18 protein-coding genes are annotated in these 18025 nt (G+C 49.3%); 11 read left to right on the top strand and 7 right to left on the bottom strand.

The annotated features are described in order from the left end of the window. Positions 1 to 14: 14 nt before the first annotated feature. Positions 15 to 461, bottom strand: coding sequence for a GDYXXLXY domain-containing protein (locus K8U60_RS03375; protein ID WP_223634393.1), 447 nt, complete (start codon positions 459 to 461; stop codon positions 15 to 17). Continuing rightward, positions 458 to 1633: a DUF2157 domain-containing protein gene (locus tag K8U60_RS03370; RefSeq protein ID WP_223634391.1), complete on the bottom strand. Its 1176-nt coding sequence runs from the start codon at positions 1631 to 1633 to the stop codon at positions 458 to 460. The genes K8U60_RS03375 and K8U60_RS03370 overlap by 4 nt, the downstream gene beginning before the upstream one ends. A gap of 211 nt (positions 1634 to 1844) precedes the next feature. On the opposite strand from K8U60_RS03370, the gene K8U60_RS03365 reads away from it, so the two are divergent. Both K8U60_RS03365 and K8U60_RS03360 read left to right on the top strand, forming a co-directional pair. Then, complete coding sequence (locus K8U60_RS03365; RefSeq protein WP_223634388.1) at positions 1845 to 2489, top strand: flavin reductase family protein; 645 nt, start codon at positions 1845 to 1847, stop codon at positions 2487 to 2489. Between the two features lie 71 nt (positions 2490 to 2560). Beyond that, positions 2561 to 3106 (top strand): GNAT family N-acetyltransferase, encoded by a 546-nt coding sequence (locus K8U60_RS03360; protein WP_223634385.1) that lies wholly within the window; start codon positions 2561 to 2563, stop codon positions 3104 to 3106. Positions 3107 to 3169: 63 nt separating this feature from the next. On the opposite strand, the gene K8U60_RS03355 is transcribed toward K8U60_RS03360, so the two are convergent. Further along, a complete protein-coding gene (locus tag K8U60_RS03355) occupies positions 3170 to 3877 on the bottom strand; it encodes an MBL fold metallo-hydrolase (protein WP_223634382.1) in 708 nt (235 codons plus the stop codon). Positions 3878 to 4269: 392 nt separating this feature from the next. Between K8U60_RS03355 and K8U60_RS03350 the strand changes: the two genes are divergently transcribed. The 7 genes from K8U60_RS03350 (at position 4270) to K8U60_RS03320 (ending at position 11734) form a co-directional block, all read left to right on the top strand. Beyond that, entirely contained in the window at positions 4270 to 4545 is a 276-nt protein-coding gene (locus tag K8U60_RS03350) for a YciI family protein (protein WP_223634379.1), read from the top strand. 32 nt (positions 4546 to 4577) lie between these two features. Continuing rightward, on the top strand, positions 4578 to 5123 hold the full coding sequence (locus tag K8U60_RS03345; RefSeq protein ID WP_223634377.1) for a glycerol-3-phosphate responsive antiterminator: 546 nt from the start codon (positions 4578 to 4580) through the stop codon (positions 5121 to 5123). Between the two features lie 182 nt (positions 5124 to 5305). Further along, positions 5306 to 6139 carry an MIP/aquaporin family protein gene (locus K8U60_RS03340; RefSeq protein WP_223634375.1) on the top strand — a complete coding sequence of 278 codons (834 nt, stop codon included), beginning with the start codon at positions 5306 to 5308 and terminating at the stop codon, positions 6137 to 6139. 18 nt (positions 6140 to 6157) lie between these two features. After that, positions 6158 to 7660, top strand: coding sequence for a glycerol kinase GlpK (glpK, locus tag K8U60_RS03335; RefSeq protein ID WP_223634373.1), 1503 nt, complete (start codon positions 6158 to 6160; stop codon positions 7658 to 7660). A gap of 256 nt (positions 7661 to 7916) precedes the next feature. Continuing rightward, positions 7917 to 9599, top strand: a complete 1683-nt coding sequence (locus tag K8U60_RS03330; protein ID WP_223634370.1) for a glycerol-3-phosphate dehydrogenase/oxidase — start codon at positions 7917 to 7919, stop codon at positions 9597 to 9599. Between the two features lie 135 nt (positions 9600 to 9734). Continuing rightward, positions 9735 to 10877, top strand: coding sequence for a S8 family peptidase (locus tag K8U60_RS03325; RefSeq protein WP_223634368.1), 1143 nt, complete (start codon positions 9735 to 9737; stop codon positions 10875 to 10877). A gap of 122 nt (positions 10878 to 10999) precedes the next feature. Next, positions 11000 to 11734 carry a DUF998 domain-containing protein gene (locus tag K8U60_RS03320; protein ID WP_223634366.1) on the top strand — a complete coding sequence of 245 codons (735 nt, stop codon included), beginning with the start codon at positions 11000 to 11002 and terminating at the stop codon, positions 11732 to 11734. Between the two features lie 41 nt (positions 11735 to 11775). On the opposite strand, the gene K8U60_RS03315 is transcribed toward K8U60_RS03320, so the two are convergent. Continuing rightward, positions 11776 to 12213 carry a GtrA family protein gene (locus K8U60_RS03315; protein WP_223634364.1) on the bottom strand — a complete coding sequence of 146 codons (438 nt, stop codon included), beginning with the start codon at positions 12211 to 12213 and terminating at the stop codon, positions 11776 to 11778. Positions 12214 to 12489: 276 nt separating this feature from the next. Here K8U60_RS03315 and K8U60_RS03310 point away from each other — a divergent pair, with 276 nt between their 5' ends. Next, a complete protein-coding gene (locus K8U60_RS03310; protein WP_223634362.1) occupies positions 12490 to 13041 on the top strand; it encodes a divergent PAP2 family protein in 552 nt (183 codons plus the stop codon). 217 nt (positions 13042 to 13258) lie between these two features. On the opposite strand, the gene nadA is transcribed toward K8U60_RS03310, so the two are convergent. The 3 genes from nadA to nadB are packed head-to-tail and all read right to left on the bottom strand — an operon-like array spanning position 13259 to position 16739. Further along, a complete protein-coding gene (nadA, locus tag K8U60_RS03305; protein ID WP_223634360.1) occupies positions 13259 to 14353 on the bottom strand; it encodes a quinolinate synthase NadA in 1095 nt (364 codons plus the stop codon). Continuing rightward, positions 14350 to 15204 (bottom strand): carboxylating nicotinate-nucleotide diphosphorylase, encoded by an 855-nt coding sequence (nadC, locus tag K8U60_RS03300; protein WP_223634358.1) that lies wholly within the window; start codon positions 15202 to 15204, stop codon positions 14350 to 14352. Before nadC ends, nadA begins: the two co-directional genes overlap by 4 nt. After that, entirely contained in the window at positions 15201 to 16739 is a 1539-nt protein-coding gene (gene nadB, locus K8U60_RS03295) for an L-aspartate oxidase (protein ID WP_223634356.1), read from the bottom strand. The genes nadC and nadB overlap by 4 nt, the downstream gene beginning before the upstream one ends. A 102-nt stretch (positions 16740 to 16841) precedes the next feature. Between nadB and K8U60_RS03290 the strand changes: the two genes are divergently transcribed. Beyond that, positions 16842 to 17966, top strand: coding sequence for an IscS subfamily cysteine desulfurase (locus K8U60_RS03290; protein WP_223634889.1), 1125 nt, complete (start codon positions 16842 to 16844; stop codon positions 17964 to 17966). The last annotated feature ends 59 nt before the right edge of the window (positions 17967 to 18025 follow it).

Genomic DNA, 18025 nt, shown 5'->3' with positions numbered 1-18025 from the left:
CTTTTTTTATGGCCTTACTCTGAGCGCTCCCGCAGATCGACTGGGCGAATGGTGCCCCAGCTGGAAACGTCGATAGTCACCTCAAGGTTGCGCGCTGATTCGAGGTCCGGTCCTAAGCCTTGTTCTACATAGAATTGCTCCAATTGGGGAGCCGTGACGCTGCCACCAAAAACAGATCCTTTAATAGCTCCGAAAAAGGGTTCAGTTTCAAGGCGGTCGATGACAGCATAGCCGTCAGTTGATTCCTTTAGAGTAAAGTAAACCGAATCATCATCTGTAACAGTTGTCGATATCAAGTCGGGATACTGCAGCATTACATACTCTCCATAAAATGGATCGAACGGGTCATAAGGTTCGGCCCTTAAGACATACTGCTCGCCGAACCAGGAGGCTGCGTAATAACTGATGAGTAAGATTACGACTACTGCTGTTTGGAGAATCGGGAAGAGCCAGGATTTCATGGTGTGGCACCTTCTTTCCTGCGATTGACCCACCAGGCTACCGCTGACAGAAGGAATAACAGCAAAGCACCGATGAGGAAGAAGACGGACATGTCGAGCCGTTCCCACGCGTAAATGATGTAGATGACGAATTGGACGATGATGAAATAGACAAAGCCCAATCCTAAGGGTTCATTTTGCCGCTGCGCAATGATCAAGTAAGCAAGGGCGGACAATTCAGCAGCCACTGCCAGACCGATGGCGGTTTCGTCAAAGAGCAGCAATCCGATGACGCCGGGAACGGCTACCCACATGAGGGAACGGAATTTGAAGAAGCTGAGAAGAAGCACGCCGATTCCGACAACTGCTAAAGCGATAGCTTCTCCTAATTGGCTTTCATCGATCAAGCCGATGAAGGTTTGTCCGCGAACCGCTAAGTACACCACAATCAGCATGCCGGCTGCAATCAGATAAAGCGGCCTGATCATTCGCTGTTTGGTTTCAGGAACTATAAGAAGGAGCAGGACGAGTGCGAACAACGTCCAAATCGGCCATAAGACGCTGTCGTAGTCGACCAATCCCCATAGCATGAATCCGGAAGCGAACAACAGGATCCAGCTAAAAACAACAGGTGCAAATTCTTTGCTGAAATAAAACCACGCTACTGCAACGGCGATAAAAAGGATCCATTCCAGCCATCCGATGTCGGGCATGAACGATAGCAGGACAAGAGCGCCGAAGAAAAATCCGATGACGGAATAGATCAGATGCCGCCAGTAAAAATAATGGGCGAGCGTTGCCAGAAACATCGCCCAAGGCAAAACGGAATTCGCCAGTGGGAAGTGGAACGTCTGGGCAGCCGTCAGCAGCGCAGCGCCGAACATCGCAAGACCGATGACCCTGAAAAGAAGGGGCGAGCCGAATACTTTCTTCTCAGAGAAATGGGCAATTGTGTAGAAAAGCCACATCAAAGCCAGCATCAGCAGTACTTTTGCCAAGTCCGGGATCGCCTGCCAATTCGCTGCAACAAAGCTGAAGATCGCCAAGGATAGAAAAACCAAACCGATCATCAAAAGCAGCGGCAGCTTTTTGGGGGCGGGCTGACGCTTCTCAAACGCCAAAATCCGTTCTGCAGTCTCTTTCTCCAACAATCCAGCCTGTTGCCATTGTTTCAGTTTGTGCTCCGTGTCCATAAGGTGTACCTCCTTTGCCTTTAACCAAATTATAGTCCCAGAACAGATGAAATGACAGGTGGGAAGTATCGGTAAAAAAATGTTTTATTGGGCAAAGTGAAGAGATGGATTTGTTGGATTCACCGGGAACTGATGGTGAGTAGAGCTGATTTAAAATCCACCAGAAGGGGAAAAGAAGGATAAGTGAGAAAGACGAAGGGATGGCTGTAAAATGATCATTGATCCGTTGAATATGACAGCAAAACAGAATTACAAACTCTTGATTGGCAGTGTCGTGCCTCGGCCGATCGCCTGGGTGTCCACCATGTCTTCCGATGGCATCGCAAATTTAGCTCCCTTCAGTTTTTTTACGGTTGTATCGCGGAATCCACCGATGCTGGCGTTCTCTGTTGGAGAAGGTGTAGAGGAGCGTACCGGTACTGTGAAGGATACGCTGCAGAATATCCGTGAAAATGGGGAATTTGTCATTAACATTGTGACAGCTCCGCTGGCCAATGAAATGGCCAAAAGCGGTGAACATTTATCCCGGGAAATTGATGAATTCGAATATGCAGGTTTAACGGCTGCCGAATCGATTGAAATTTCTGTGCCGCGTGTGCTGGAAGCGCCCGTCAATATGGAATGCCAATTGCACGACATCATCCAATTGGGAGACGACTACCTGGTGATCGGCAGACTGGTTAAATTCCATATTAAAGATGAGCTTTATCAAAATGGCCGCATCAATTTGGAAAAGCTGGCACCGATTGGCCGCCTGGCAGGAAATTACTCACCGGTTGAGACGATTTTTTCATTGCCGATTGAACATCTGGACGAAATCCTGAAAGTACCTGTGGATAAATCGGACAAACAATAGGCTTTTATTTATTCAGTGGAATAAGAGGAATGACTTTCCGATCTGTAACAAAATAAGGAAGGGGTGTTTTGATGGGCTTGGATATAGGGAAAATCAGCTTCCGGCGATTGCGGCGGGAACATTTGCCGCAACTTTATGAATGGATCACTAAAGAGCCGCCGACGACCCGGTTTTGGGGCTATGCGCAAGGGGGGACATACGGGCAATTTGTGCAGGAATTCACAGACAGCATCAAGGGCAAAGATCCGACAAAGCCCTATATCATCTATTATGAAGAAACACCAATCGGGTATATCCAGACCTACCAGTGGAGTGACTACCCCGGCTGCGAAAAATACGAAGAGCTGCAAAAAGCCGCTGGTCTGGATGTGCTGATCGGTGCCAAAACCTATCGCAATAAAGGCCTGGGTTCCAAAGTGCTCCAGAAATTCCTGAAAGAAGTCATCTTTGCGGATTCAAAAATCCAATTCTGTGTTACTGATCCGGACGTCCGGAATACAGTGGCCATCCGGGCTTATGAAAAAACCGGATTCCGCAAGACGCGGCAAGTCGACGAAGTGTTGGATGAGCCAAGACCCGTCATGCTGATGCGCGTTGGCCGCAAAGAGGTGAAATAGCAAAACCGTTTGCCGGGAAGACTCTTCTGGCAAACGGTTTTTTCGTGCATGATGAATGTAATTCTATTGAACATTTTTTTCGCTTTCAAAGACGGCAAAATCGATGGCATCCATCGGTTTATCAATCATTCCACCATGCCCGACCGCCAGCAGCTGTGGGTTCAGATTCCGGATTTTTCGGGCGCTTTCGAGGGCAATTCGCTTGTTCCAGGTGGCAAAAGCCGGAAAAGGAAACAGCACCTTGAATGTTCCGGACACGGCAATGCCGCCGCGTGTCTGAAAAGCATCACCGGCCAGCAGGAATTGGTTTCGTGTGTCCAGCAACGAAATGGAACCGGGGGTGTGGCCAGGCGTATTGACCACTTTTAGGGATCCGACCTGATCACCCTCCTCGAGCAACCGATCCGGCTGTGTTTCGATGTTCTTGGGAACCCCGCCTTTGATTGGCGAATCGGGTTCGCCGGGAAGCAAGCTGGCGTCGCCGGCCAAAAGCCGTGCATCACGTGAAGACATGCTGACGCTGGCGTCCGGCCATTCGCGTTTGACCGCATCCAGCGCACCGATATGGTCGCTATGTGCATGGGTGATGATGATTTGGGTCAACGGCTTTTTCATGACTTTGATCGTCAATAAAATCTGTTTCGCGTTAAAGCTTAAGGCAGCATCCACTAAAGTCAATTCGTTTCCTTCATCGATTACATAGCAATTCACAGGGAAAAAACGAGGCATGAACGTCAGTTGATAGACAGGTCCTTTTTTGGTCATCTGCACAGCCAATCAGCTCCTTATGGATGATGTATGGTAGTTTCAGTTTACCCTGTTTGCAAAGCTTGAAATCGGTGTTTTGGAAAAAAATGAGATGACATAGATTGGAGTTTATTTGTAGATTGAATGTATTTTTTGGCTTCGAAAGTATTTTTGTGAGATTGGACAGTATTTGTCACGTTTGGACTGTACCTAAGGAGGAATGGACTGTATATACAAAAAATGGGGAAGTGAGGCTGGAGAGACTGGGTATTTTCACAAAGTGGTTCTATAAAACGAAGTGAAACGTCACATTCATCTTAATAGGCCAATTGAATCTTCTTGGAAAAGTGTTTTTTATTGTCATGAAAAGACTTTTTCGGTTCAGCTCCTTATAATAAAGAAAAGGGGGCGTTGTCGTGAAATATTTTGCAGTATTATTGCCGATGAAAGACGCTGATAAAAGCCAAAAATTTCGGCCGCAGCATCTGGCATTTCTGGAGAACATGCGCAACAGTGGACAAGTGGCAGTCAACGGCAAGTTTGCGGATGGCTCCGGCGGGCTGGTCATTTATAAAGCTGAATCGTTCCAAGACTGCGAAGCATTGGTGAAGACGGATCCTTACGTGGCAGAAGGCGCAAGGGAATACGAAATCTTTGAGTGGGAAGCGGTTTGGGCGGATAATGTTACATAAAGCTTTGGGAAATTAGTTGAGGAGGAAACTCGGTGCATGAGTTAAAAGGCGTTTTGCCGGTTTTGCGCAATATGAAGGAATTTGAACGCTTGCTGGACAGCAACCACGAATACATCATCTTTTTGGAAATCCGCTTGGCACAGCTGAAACAATTGGTGCAGGCAGCAAAAAAAGCCAAGAAGAAAGTCATCCTGCATGTGGATTTGATTCAGGGACTGAAGACGGATGCCTATGGTTTTGAATATCTTGTAAGGGAAGTGAAACCGGACGGCATTGTTTCGACGCGCAGCAATGTCATCGCGTTGGCGAAGAAAAATAATCTGCTGACGATTCAGCGCTTATTCCTGCTGGATAGCCAGGCGCTTGAACACAATATTAAGCTGATCAATCAAGTAAAGCCGGACTATATTGAAATTTTGCCGGGAATCATCCCGTCGGTCATCAAGGAAGTGTTTGATAAAACAGGCATCCCAGTAATAGCAGGCGGGTTGATCCGCACAAAAGAAGACATCCAATTAGCCTACGATGGTGGGGCAAAAGCGATTTCGACATCGCAGCCTGAACTTTGGGAGTTATAAAACGTTGACAGCGTTTTCACAAACTGGTAACTTTGTATTTACAAGTTAAGAACTGTGTCGGAGAAATGGAGACCCACACTGAAATGAGCGCTTCTCAATAGAGAAGTGGCTCGGTTCAGCGTGGGTCTTTTTGTATTTTCCGGAAAATGGTTCTCGACCGAAAAACAAAGGGGTGCGAAAAAATGACGGAATTTTTAGCAGAACTGATCGGCACGATGATTTTGATTATTTTTGGTGCCGGCGTTGTAGCAGGAGTAGTATTAAAGGATTCGAAAGCTGAAAACGGCGGCTGGATCGTTGTTACCATTGCCTGGGGGTTAGCAGTCACAATGGGCGTTTATGCAGTAGGAAGTTTTTCGGGAGCACATCTAAATCCTGCAGTGACGCTTGGATTTGCCGCTGTCGGCGATTTTCCTTGGGCTAAAGTGCCGGTTTACATAGTAGCGCAAATTCTGGGCGCCATCATTGGAGGCGTAATCGTCTTCTTCAATTACTTGCCGCACTGGGAACGGACTAAGGAAGCGGAAACGAAGCTTGCCGTATTTGCGACCATTCCTGCAATCCGCCGGCCATTCTCCAATCTAGTTAGTGAAATCATCGGAACCGCTGTATTGGTCATGGGCCTCTTGTTTATCGGAGCCAATGAATTCACGGAAGGCCTGAATCCACTGATTGTCGGGGCGTTGATCGTTGCGATCGGGATGTCGCTTGGCGGCACAACCGGCTACGCCATCAATCCTGCGCGTGACCTCGGTCCCCGCATTGCGCACGCCTTGCTGCCAATTCCAGGCAAAGGCAAATCAGACTGGTCCTATGCTTGGGTACCGGTTGTGGGCCCAGTATTCGGTGGTGTTTACGGAGCTTTGTTCTATAAAGCAATGTTTACTGGCGCCTACGGACTGCCGTTTTGGATCATGAGTGTCGCCTTGTTCCTGGTTTTATTCGGTGCAGCAAGTGTAGAATTGAAAAAAGAGCGGACAACCGCTGATCAATTAGAAGAGAAAATCGTTTCATAACCATTGGAGGAGATTGTTTTGACGAAAGATTATATTTTATCCATAGACCAGGGCACAACCAGTTCACGTGCCGTATTACTGAACCATAAAGGTGAAATCTTCGAGACGGCTCAGCAGGAGTTTCAGCAGTTTTTCCCGAAACCGGGCTGGGTGGAGCATGATGCCAATGAAATTTGGACATCTGTCCTGGCATGTGTCGCAGAAGTGCTGCGCAAATCGGATATCGATCCAAGCCAGATCGCCGGCATCGGCATCACCAACCAACGTGAAACGACAGTTGTCTGGGACCGCCATACAGGTAAGCCAATCTACAAAGCCATCGTCTGGCAGTCACGCCAGACAGACGGCATCTGCAACGAGTTGAAAGAGCAGGGACTGAACGAATTGTTCCGCAAGAAAACAGGCTTGCTGATCGACGCTTATTTTTCTGGAACCAAAGTAAAATGGATTCTGGACAATGTCGAAGGCGCGCGCGAAAAAGCGGACAACGGCGATTTGATGTTCGGAACGATCGATTCGTGGCTGGTCTATAAACTGTCCGGCGGAAAAACGCACGTCACGGATTACAGCAACGCATCCCGCACCTTGATGTACAATATCTATGACCTTGAATGGGATCAGGAGCTATTGGACATCCTGACCGTGCCGAAAAGCATGCTGCCGGAAGTACGTCAGTCATCTGAAGTCTACGCCAACACCATCGATTATCATTTCTTCGGCCACGAAGTGCCGATTGCCGGCATGGCCGGGGATCAACAGGCCGCCCTTTTCGGCCAGGCGTGCTTTGAAAAAGGCATGGCGAAGAACACATACGGTACAGGCTGCTTCATGTTGATGAACACCGGTGAGGAAGGCGTTGTATCCGAGCACGGGTTATTGACGACGCTTGCTTGGGGCGTTGACGGAAAAGTCGAATATGCGCTTGAAGGCAGCATCTTCGTCGCCGGTTCAGCGATCCAGTGGCTGCGCGACGGATTGCAGATCATTGAAAGTGCACCGGAAAGTGAAGATTACGCGATGCAAGTCGAATCGACAGAAGGCGTCTATATGGTACCGGCCTTTGTGGGTCTTGGAACGCCTTATTGGGATACGGATGCACGAGGCGCTGTTTTTGGCCTGACACGCGGCACGACGAAAGCCCATTTCATCCGCGCAACGCTCGAAGCGCTCGCATACCAGACAAAAGACGTCGTTGATGTTATGATAGAAGATGCAGGGATCGAATTGAAGACCTTGCGCGTTGATGGCGGAGCGGTCGGCAATGATTTGCTGATGCAGTTCCAAAGCGACATTCTAGATGTTCCGGTGGAACGCCCGATGATCCAGGAAACGACAGCACTAGGCGCAGCTTATTTAGCCGGTCTCGCAGTCGGATTCTGGAAAGACAAAGAAGAGATCGCCCAACAATGGCAGATCGACAAGACCTTTACACGCGACATGCCGGCTGAAAAAAGCGAAGAGCTTTACGAAGGCTGGAAAAACGCGGTAACGGCAACACGATCATTCAAACCAACGAAATAACCTACAAGTTAATAATGAGAGATACACGGCCGGAGACTATGAGAGACCAAGCCAGTTTTGCAGAAGTAATTCTGCAGCTGTGCCTTGTTCTCTCTTTTTATATGTAGAAATAGCGACACAGGTTGATTCGAACTAGATTTAAAGAAGAAGAGTGTGAATTTCTATAGGACAGGGAAGTAAAGTAGAAGCGCTGTATGCTTCTATTACGTATTTACTCATTCTTTAACTCATACACAAAAAAGGAGCAGATCAATTTATGAAATTCTCAAGCTTGAACAGAAATGAACGTTATGAACAGATGAAACAGACGCAACTGGATGTATTGGTGATTGGCGGCGGCATCACAGGCGCCGGAATCGCGCTGGATGCAGCTGTGCGCGGCATGGATGCAGCGGTTGTGGAGATGCAGGATTTCGCGGCGGGTACAAGCAGCCGCTCTACTAAATTGGTTCATGGCGGTTTGCGCTACTTGAAGCAATTTGAAGTGAAGATGGTCGCGGAAGTCGGCAAAGAACGCGAAATCGTTTATGAAAATGGACCGCATGTCACGACTCCTGAGTGGATGTTATTGCCGTTCTACAAAGGCGGCACATTTGGACCACTCAGCACCAACGTCGGCCTGCGCGTCTATGACTTTTTGGCAGGCGTCAAAAAGGGCGAACGCCGCAAAATGCTGAGCAAGGAAGAAACCTTGCGACGCGAGCCGTTATTGAAGAAAAAAGGCATCAAAGGCGGCGGGTATTATGTAGAATACAAAACCGACGATGCACGTCTGACATTGGAAGTCATGAAAAAAGCTGTCGAAAAAGGTGCGATGGCAATGAACTACGCGAAAGTGAAAAGCTTCATCTATGACAACGGCAAAACTGTCGGCATTCAAGTGGAAGACCAGATCGATGGTACGATCCATGAATTGTTTGCAAAAAAAATCGTCAATGCGGCAGGGCCATGGGTCGATACCTTGCGCGACAAGGACCACTCGAAATTCGGGAAGACATTGCAGCTGACTAAAGGAATCCACCTGGTCTTTGATGGCCGCCGCTTCCCGCTGAAACAGGCAATCTATTTCGATATGCCGGATGGCCGCATGGCGTTTGCGATTCCGCGCCAGGGCAAAGTCTATGTGGGTACGACAGATACGGTCTACAAGCAGGACATTGCCCATCCGACGATGACGCTCGAGGACCGCACCTATGTCTTGAAGGCGATTGATTTCATGTTCCCGGAAGTGGCGATTACAGAAGCGGATATCGAATCCAGCTGGGCTGGATTGCGGCCGTTGATCCATGAAGAAGGCAAAGACCCATCCGAGATTTCACGGAAAGATGAAATCTTCGTATCGGATTCCGGATTGATTTCGATTGCAGGCGGAAAATTGACCGGCTACCGTAAAATGGGCGAAAGCATCATCAATTTGGTGGCAGAACAATTGCAGAAAGAAGAAGGAGCCAAGTATCCGAAGAGTTCGACCAAACGCCTGCCGATTTCCGGAGGCGAAGTGGGCGGTTCGAAAGGTTTTGAAACCTTTATGGCCGACCGCATCCATCAGGCAGCAAGTATGGGATTGACACATGACGCGATGCGTATGCTCGTCAACCGCTACGGGGCGAATGTCGATAAAGTTCTGCGCTTCTATACAACCGGACTGGAAGAAGCGGCACGCGCCGGACTTGATCCTTTAGTCTATGCGATGCTCCGTTATTCACTGGAATACGAAGCAGCCTTCAAGCCGATCGATTTCTTTATTCGCCGTACTGGTGCCTTGTACTTTGATATCCACTGGGTGCATGCACATAAAGAAGCGGTCATCACCTATCTGACTAGCCTGCTTGGCTGGACTGCTGAACAAACAGCGGAGTACCGTGCTGAATTGGAAGGCTTATTGTATGAAGCAGTCCATCCCGTTGAAGTTTCCTCCCAAAGCTTAAGTTTGAAATAAATCTGTCCCGTCCGTAATCATTTAGTTGATTGCGGACGTTTTTTTTTGAAATGGACTAGGAAAATAGTTCCTCCTGCATTATAATTGATAAAAAAATAATATTTTGATAAAAATAAAGAGAGTGGGAGCGTAATCATGAAAAAAATGAGGTGTCTATTTGTTATTTTACTAATGTTCACCGCATTTGCAGTCAACGGAAATGCTGCTTTTGCAAAAGCTGATCCACAGCAGGTGATTGTGAAGTTTAAAGAGGAGAACCAAACAGCTATTGGTGCAGCGGATACTTCTGCAGTCAGCCGAAAGGGGCAGACGGCTATGACGGCTTTGGAAGTACCGGCAGGCAAAACTGCTGAAGCTTTCATGGATGAGTTGAAAGAGCGGGGGAATGTTGAATTTGTTGAACCGGATTACCGGATCGAGTTGGCCTATACGCCGAATGACCCGGACTTTTCCGGCCTTCAGTACCATCATCAACGGATTGAAACGGCTCCTGCATGGGACCAGACCCGAGGGTCAGCCGACGTGGTTGTAGCAGTGATTGACGATGGGATGGATGTCGCACATCCTGAATTGGCAAAGCAGTTTATAGCGCCGTATGATGCGCTAACAAAACAGGCAGGAACCATTAGCCCAAGCCTCCATGGCACACATGTTGCAGGTTTGATTGCAGGTTCTGCTGACAACGGGATTTGGGGTACAGGTGTTGCCCCGCACACGAAGATTCTGCCGATAGATGTGTTCGACGATGAAGGGTACGCCTATACCTCCGATTTGATTCACGGGATTGAGCATGCAATGGCGGCAAATGTCGATATCATCAACATGAGTTTAGGATCCTATAATTACAGCAAGGCGATGGATCAAGCGATACAGAAAGCGCATAAGCAGGGCATCGTCATTGTGGCTGCCGCAGGAAATGATGGAACGCGCAATGCGCATTATCCATCTTCCTTGGCCAATGTTATTTCAGTAGGAGCTGTAACCAGCAATGACACCAGCTCCTTATTTTCAAATAAAGGCCCTACTATTGACGTTACAGCTCCTGGAACAGATGTCTATTCCTCGTTGCCTGGCAATCTTTTCGGTCCCTTGAGTGGAACTTCGATGGCAGCCCCTATTGTTTCGGGAGTAGCAGCATTAATAAAAGCGGATCAGCCGTCCCTTAGCAATAAAGAGATCGAAGACCGGATTTTTTCTTCGGCAGATGATCTAGGGAAAATCGGGCGGGACGATGTATATGGGAATGGGCGGGTCAACGCCAAAAAAGCGCTGGAATAATCTGAAGAAGAAATCAAGTAGCTGTGGACCTTCCTTACTATATGGCACCACAGCTTTTTCTTGTAGTAGTTTGAAACCATACTTCAGTAATGTAGAAGTTTATTCTTACAAAGGTTATAATAATGAAATATTCAGAAAAATTAAAGGCTGGTGAACATATGAAGCGGGCGCGGCAAAAAAGTTTCTGGCAGGTAGTGGCGTTAAGCGGCGCGGTCGGCGCGATCCTTTACATCACTCATGTCATTATGGGTGGCATCCTGTGGGATGGCTATAGCCATGTGCGGCAGACAATCAGTGAACTGACCGGCAACGGGGCACCGGATGCAGAAATGCTGAGGATCTTTACGCTGGGGTATGGCATTCTTGCTGTCCTGTTTTCAATAGCTGTTTATGTCCTTTTCCGCAAATACAAAATTGTTGGCATTGCCCGATTCGGCGCAATCCTGCTGATCATCATGAATACGGCTTCACTGATCGGCTATACGTTGTTTCCGTTGGAGCAGGGAGGAGCCGTGCTGACTTTCGGCAATTTTATGCATTTGGCAATTACAGCCATTGTGGTGATTGCAACAGTCGGTGCGTTGTTTGCCATCGGTTATGGTTTGTGGCTGACCAAAGATTTCAGGGGAATCGGTTTGATTACACTTATATGTGCGGTCATCATCGTGCTGGCAGGAGTGGCGACGCCGATTGTATTGAATAATGAGTTGCCTTATGCCGGATTAGTGGAGCGGATCACGATTTTCACCCTGCAGCTCTGGATGTTCGTGCTGTCTGTTTATCTCTATAGGCTGCCGAGGATCATAAATATGGATGTTAAGCGGGTCGGTCTCATGGAAGTCTATAAGGAACGCTGAAAAAGCCGGACCAGGGAAACCACTCCTGTCCAGCTTTTTTTTTATTGTTGTGCTTTTTCAGCGATTGGAGCATTGCGGTCTTTGAAAATGAATTTCTTGCTGAAGATGTAATTAGCGACCAGCACAATGACATTGGCCAGAATTTTAGAGACTGTGCCGTTGATGCTCAGTAATCCGACCAATACCATCATGGTGCCCAAATCCATGAAGAAGGACAGGACACGGAACCCAAAAAATGAACTCATTTCTGCAAAACGGTCGCGCCAATTGGTGGTGACGCTTTTGAAGACATAGCGTTTATTGACAAGGTAAGCGAAGACGACGGCGAACAGCCAGGCAATGGTTGTTGATATGCGGTAATCCAGATTGAACTGTACTTCGCAGATCCAATAGACCACAATATTGACGACAGTGGTCAAGCCGCCCATGATCAGGTACATGAGAATGCTGCGCCAGTCTTTTGTTAAAATCTTTTTCATGAAATTCCCCGTTCTTTTATATCCGATGACTATGAATAGAGTAGTTTGGGTATGCTGCTGGATACTTTGGAAACTGCTTAGAGTATCCAGTCGCTTCCGATTTACAGTTTACCGCACTTCAGTTGGCATCGAAAGTAAATTAGGGACGACTTTATGTATTTTACGAAAAATATTGCTATTTTTAGTTGATTTCACATATTCTCCAGCCATAATGGGTAAAGAAGTATATTGAACGGCAACTGGATAGTTGCCAAGCTGAAACTGGAGGATGAGCAGATGAGAAAAATGAACCGGGGAATGATTACCTCTTTAAGTGCAATCGGAGTGGCGCAAGCGTTAAAGATTGTCACGCATAAAACGGTGACAGGGGAGTGGGATTGGAAGCAGGCCTTTACGACGGGCGGCATGCCAAGTTCCCACTCAGCAGGTGTGTCGGCACTGGCTTCATACGTAGCGGCCAATAAAGGCGCGCGTCATACAGAAACAGCGTTGGCCATCGTATTCGGGGTCATCGTCATGTACGATGCACAGGGCATACGCCGCCATACGGGTGAAATCGCGCGGCTGGTCAATGATCTGGAAGACAGCTTTGTGAAGTTTTCCGGAGAATTTCCTAGCTTTGAATTTGTCCAACGCGAAAAGGAATTGAAGGAGTTGCTCGGCCATCAGCCAGTTGAAGTGGTTGCGGGTGCAGCTTTCGGCACCATCCTCGGATTGGTTTCAGCTGCGATTGAAAATCGCGTGCGTGAAATCGAAGAAAAAGAAGGACGCTCCAGAGCACAATTGCCATACGACGGCCGCAGCCGCCGATTGACACGAGCCCATTAAAAAACAGCCATCCCTTTCGCGGGATGGCTGTTTTTTTGTCTGGATTGTGCAGTGCGAAAAGCGCGACCGCCCCTCAAACGGCAAAGACCGCACCTCGCGCAGGCATAACCGCACCTCAAACGGCAAAGACCGCGCCTCGCACCACGATAACCGCACCTAAAGCGCCCAAGACCGCACCTCGCCAAATAAAAAAGGAAGGCGCGCAGCCTTCCTCCAATCACATCATCTTTTCCAACGCCAGTTTAGCTTCGATGGACGTTTGTGGGTCAACCTGGATGCGGTTGATGACGCGCCCTTCCAGCAACTCTTCCATCGCCCATGTCAAATGCGGCAAATCGATGCGGTTCATCGTCAGGCACGGGCACATATACGGATTGAGCGATACGATGTCGAGATCGGGATGATCGGCAATCAAGCGGTTCACCAGATTCATCTCGGTGCCGATTGCCCATTTCGTGCCGGCCTCAGCCGCTTCGATCATGTCGATGATGTACTTCGTCGAGCCGGCGAAATCCGATTGGCTGACCACTTCATAAGTGCATTCCGGATGGACTAGGATGCGGCGATCGGGTTCATTCATCCGAAGATTGTCGATATGCTTTGGCAGGAAATTCATATGGACGGAACAATGGCCTTTCCATAGAATGACACGCACATCTTCAACCGGACATTGCGCTTCGAGCTTTTGCTTGATCGGATCCCAAATGGCCATCTGCTCGAGCGGAATGCCGAGTTTGACCGCCGTGTTCCGGCCAAGATGCTGATCCGGCAAAAACAGCATGCGCTCTTTTTGCGTCAAGGCCCAGCGCACCATCGGCTCGGCATTGGAAGAGGTGACCGTTGCGCCGCCATTGCGTCCGACAAACGCTTTGATGGCCGCGGTGGAATTGACGTAAGTCAACGGGACGATGGTATCACCGAACAGTTCCTGCAACTGTGTCCAGGCGCGTTCGGTCTGGTCGATATTGGCCATATCCGCCATCGAGCAGCCGGCGCGCATGTCCGGGAGGATGACCGCCTGCTCTCTTTCTGTTAGGATATCCGCGGTTTCCGCCATGAAATGAACACCGCAGAAGATGATGTAATCGGCCTTTTGCTGCCCCGCGATCTGCGACAATTGGAGCGAGTCGCCGGTAACGTCAGCGTAGCGGATGACTTCGTCTTTCTGGTAATGGTGGCCGAGTATGTATAAGCGGTCGCCGAGTTCAGCGCGTGCGCGTTTCGCGCGTTCATGCAGCTCTTCAGTCGTCGCTTTCAAGTAGGATTCAGGCATTGCGTCCGTCTGCTGTAATTCATTCAGGAATAAAGTCATTGGTGAATTGCCTCCTTCTGTGAAATGGTCAGGTTCATACTGATGTCCAGGTTGTGCACGCTATGGGTCAAAGCGCCGATGGAAATCACATCGACCCCGGTATGGCGGTAAGCCGCCAGATTGTTCAAGTCGATGCCGCCGGAAGCTTCCGTACGGATCGGTTCCGGAACGAGCTGTATCCAGGCTTTCATGGTATCAGGTGTTTGATTGTCGAACATGATGACGTCCGGGCGTGCCGCAATTGCTTCCTGCAACTCTGCCAGGCTCTCGACTTCGACTTCGATCATGGTCATATGCCCCAGTGCGGCACGGACCTTTTGCACCGCCTGCGTGATGGAACCGGCGGCTGCGATATGATTGTCTTTCAGCATAACCGCATCGTACAGACCGTTCCGATGGTTGAATCCACCGCCGACACGAACTGCGTATTTCTCGAACATCCGCAACCCTGGCGTGGTCTTCCGGGTGTCGACGATGCGGGTATGTGTTGAACCCAGGGCTTCAACGCATTGAGCGGTCAAGGTCGCAATGGCGCTCATGCGCTGCACCAGATTCAACAGCACGCGTTCACCCGCAAGCAACGCCGCAACGGGCCCCTGAATCCGGACAATCGCTTCTCCGGACTCCGCGGAATCTCCATCTTTTTTCAAGGATTCCACTGTGATATTTGGATTGAGCAAGTGATAGCCCCATTTAAAACAATCAAGCCCAGCCACAACGCCGTCCTGTTTCAAGCGAACGACCGCTTCGCCTCGATCTTCTTCGGTGAATAACACAGAAGACACATCACGGTCTCCGATATCTTCCAGTAAAAAACTTTTGATGGCATCTTCCGCTTTTAAGCGATTCATGAAATCGCCTCCTTTTGCTGTAGTTGACGTTCTCCAATTTTTATTCCATTTACCGACAATCCTACCGTTTTTCCGGTCCAGTCCACGGATGGCTTTGGTACATCGTGGCGGTAATGTGCGCCGCGGCTTTCATTTCGGAACAGCGCAGCTTCAGCAATCAGGCTGCTGGCTGTATAACGGTGGATCATTTTGATTTGCTGTGCTGGATACTGCTGCAGCTCGAATCGCAATAACGGAAAATCTGCAGTGAAATTCTTTAATTCGCCTGCTTCTCGTAAAATGCCCACTTGCTGGGTCATGCGCAACTGCAGATCAGCGGGAAGGGAGAATTGCTTCGTCGGTTCCGCCAACTGGAAAGCCGTTTCTTTATGGCTAAAGCCGCAAGTCTGTATGTTGTCCGCCAGGCGTTTTGCGAATACCAGCCCTTCCAGCAAGGAATTGCTGGCGAGCCGGTTTGCGCCGTGTACACCGGTAGACGCGACTTCGCCGATGGCATAAAGACGGGAAATCGTTGTTTCTCCCCATTCGTTTGTCCTGACACCTCCCATATGAAAATGGGCGCCAGGCCGAACAGGTATGGGGTGGATCTCAGGATTTATCTGGTGGTTCATACAATTCCTATAGATAGAAGGGAATTTTACTTTAAATTGCTGAATGTGGCTGGCATTAAGAAATACCGGGCCAATCTGTTGCCAATGGCGCTCGGTGGCACGGGCGACAATATCCCGCGGCGCCAATTCCATAAGAGGATGGAGGCCTGCCATGATGCGCTGTCCGGCTGAATCGACGAGCCAGGCGCCTTCTCCGCGAACGGCCTCGGAAATCAACCCGCATGATTGGCCATTGAGCGTGAAAACGGTGGGATGGAACTGGACGAATTCCAAATCCTCCAGCACGGCACCTGCGTGAAAAGCGAGAGACAGTCCATCTCCCGTGGCGACAGTGGAATTGGAGGTCTGGCTGTAAAGCTGGCCGATGCCGCCGGTCGCCAGTACGGTATGCTGTGCCTGAATGACCGTGCGTTTGCCGAAGGCATCTTCTATGCAGACACCTGTACATTCACCGTCGTTCATCAACAGTTCCAGCACGGAGCTGTATGGAACGCGCTCGACCTGGTTTTCAGTCTGAACCAGTAAATGCTGCAGCAGCATTTTGCCGGTCTGGTCGCCGCCTGCATGAAGAATTCTTCTGGTGGAATGGGCGGCTTCCTGTCCCAGCAAGGGGAGGCCATCGGTATCGGCATCGAAAGGCAAGCCTTGGGACATCAGTTTTTCGATCAGGCGCTGGCCTTCCTGCACCATGATCTCGACCCTTTCTGCATCGGCATGGTTCGCGGAAGCGGAAAGCGTATCAGCTGCGTGGGACGCCGAATAATCACTGAGCCCGATGCTTGCGGCAATGCCTCCTTGGGCAAGAGCTGTATTGCTTGAAAATGGATTTTCTTTCGTGAGGACAGTGACAGAAAGGGAAGCTGGAAGCGAATGTGCAAGCATCAGGCCAGCAGCGCCTCCGCCAATGATACAAACATCAACCATAAGTTTACACTACCTTTACAAGTGTCTTGACACTATTAATGACATAAAGATAAAGTAATTACAAGATTTAAATCTTCTTTGTGAAGGAATTGATGATAATTGATGATTTATTTGGACAATGCAGCAACTGCTCCGATGCGCCAAACAGCAATCGATGCTTATGCAGAGACTGCCAAACAGGTTTTTGGAAATACCCAAAGTTTGCACGATGCGGGTTCGGCAGCTGACAATCTGCTGGAGGCATGCCGAAAAATGTGGGGAGGATTGCTGAATGTCCGGAGCGAGGGCGTGTATTTTACGGGCAATGCCTCCGAGGGCAACCAATTGGCGATCCGCTCGCTGCTGCGGGGAAGGGGCGAAGGCAAACGGGAAATCGTGACAACGGCACTCGAGCATGCTTCTGTTCTGACAGCTTTTCATGAACTGGAGAAGGAAGGATACCGGATCCGTTATGTGCCGGTCGGTGCGGAAGGTATCCTCGATTTCGAACAGTACCGGAAACTGATCACAGACCAAACGGCCTTAATCGTCATTCAGCTTGTCAATTCGGAAATGGGAGCCATCCAGCCGGTAGCAGACTGCGCTGCCTATGCAAAAGAAAAAGAGGTGCCGCTGCATTGTGATATTGTCCAGGCTGTAGGGAAAATTCCAGTGGATCTGGAGCAGCTGGGTGTCACTTCCGCTGTTTGTTCGGGCCATAAAATCGGCGGACCGAAAGGAGTGGGGATCGTTTGGGCGGATCCCGGCGTCCACTGGGAATCGGTTTATGAAGGAACGGTGCATCAAGAGGGATTCCGCGCAGGAACTGTGGATGTGCCGGGAATCACATCTGCGACGATTGCGGGGAAGGAAGCGGTAGCCGAGCAGCGGGAAGCGGCGTTGCATGCTGAAGAGCTGCAGCGTCATTTGATGGACAGGCTTCCGAAAGAAGTTTTATTGACCGGAAATCCAGCGAAGAAATCGCCTTTTATCCAAGGACTGCTCCTGCCGCATGTTGAAGGACAGTGGATGATGCTCGAATGCAATCGCCAGCAAATTGCGATTTCAACGGGAACCGCCTGCAAAATCGGCGCCGGGGAGGCGATGTCCGCTATGAGCGCCATTGGGATTGAACAGGATGCCGCGCGGAAATTCATCCGGATTTCATTTTCAACAAGCACTACTAAAGAGCATATTGATGCTTTTTTGCAGGTGCTCGGTACGTCAATGGCGAAAGCGGTGTTTTGATGAGTCTGCAGAAAAGCAGCACTTGATAACTAAAAAAAAGTGGGTCCTGTCGAATAAAC

This window comes from Planococcus circulans, from assembly GCF_020023385.1.
GTDB lineage: Bacteria > Bacillota > Bacilli > Bacillales_A > Planococcaceae > Planococcus.
This window is presented reverse-complemented; position numbering and strand designations above follow the sequence as displayed.

What these genes read in the sequence shown, in the direction of transcription:
- K8U60_RS03290 (WP_223634889.1), top strand. Translation starts at nt 16,842, where the DNA reads ATGATTTATTTGGACAATGCAGCAACTGCTCCGATGCGCCAAACAGCA.
- nadB (WP_223634356.1), bottom strand. Translation starts at nt 16,739, where the DNA reads ATGGTTGATGTTTGTATCATTGGCGGAGGCGCTGCTGGCCTGATGCTT.
- K8U60_RS03340 (WP_223634375.1), top strand. Translation starts at nt 5,306, where the DNA reads ATGACGGAATTTTTAGCAGAACTGATCGGCACGATGATTTTGATTATT.
- K8U60_RS03320 (WP_223634366.1), top strand. Translation starts at nt 11,000, where the DNA reads ATGAAATATTCAGAAAAATTAAAGGCTGGTGAACATATGAAGCGGGCG.
- K8U60_RS03365 (WP_223634388.1), top strand. Translation starts at nt 1,845, where the DNA reads ATGATCATTGATCCGTTGAATATGACAGCAAAACAGAATTACAAACTC.
- K8U60_RS03375 (WP_223634393.1), bottom strand. Translation starts at nt 461, where the DNA reads ATGAAATCCTGGCTCTTCCCGATTCTCCAAACAGCAGTAGTCGTAATC.
- K8U60_RS03310 (WP_223634362.1), top strand. Translation starts at nt 12,490, where the DNA reads ATGAGAAAAATGAACCGGGGAATGATTACCTCTTTAAGTGCAATCGGA.
- K8U60_RS03325 (WP_223634368.1), top strand. Translation starts at nt 9,735, where the DNA reads ATGAAAAAAATGAGGTGTCTATTTGTTATTTTACTAATGTTCACCGCA.
- K8U60_RS03370 (WP_223634391.1), bottom strand. Translation starts at nt 1,633, where the DNA reads ATGGACACGGAGCACAAACTGAAACAATGGCAACAGGCTGGATTGTTG.
- K8U60_RS03360 (WP_223634385.1), top strand. Translation starts at nt 2,561, where the DNA reads ATGGGCTTGGATATAGGGAAAATCAGCTTCCGGCGATTGCGGCGGGAA.
- K8U60_RS03315 (WP_223634364.1), bottom strand. Translation starts at nt 12,213, where the DNA reads ATGAAAAAGATTTTAACAAAAGACTGGCGCAGCATTCTCATGTACCTG.
- nadC (WP_223634358.1), bottom strand. Translation starts at nt 15,204, where the DNA reads ATGAATCGCTTAAAAGCGGAAGATGCCATCAAAAGTTTTTTACTGGAA.
- K8U60_RS03330 (WP_223634370.1), top strand. Translation starts at nt 7,917, where the DNA reads ATGAAATTCTCAAGCTTGAACAGAAATGAACGTTATGAACAGATGAAA.
- nadA (WP_223634360.1), bottom strand. Translation starts at nt 14,353, where the DNA reads ATGACTTTATTCCTGAATGAATTACAGCAGACGGACGCAATGCCTGAA.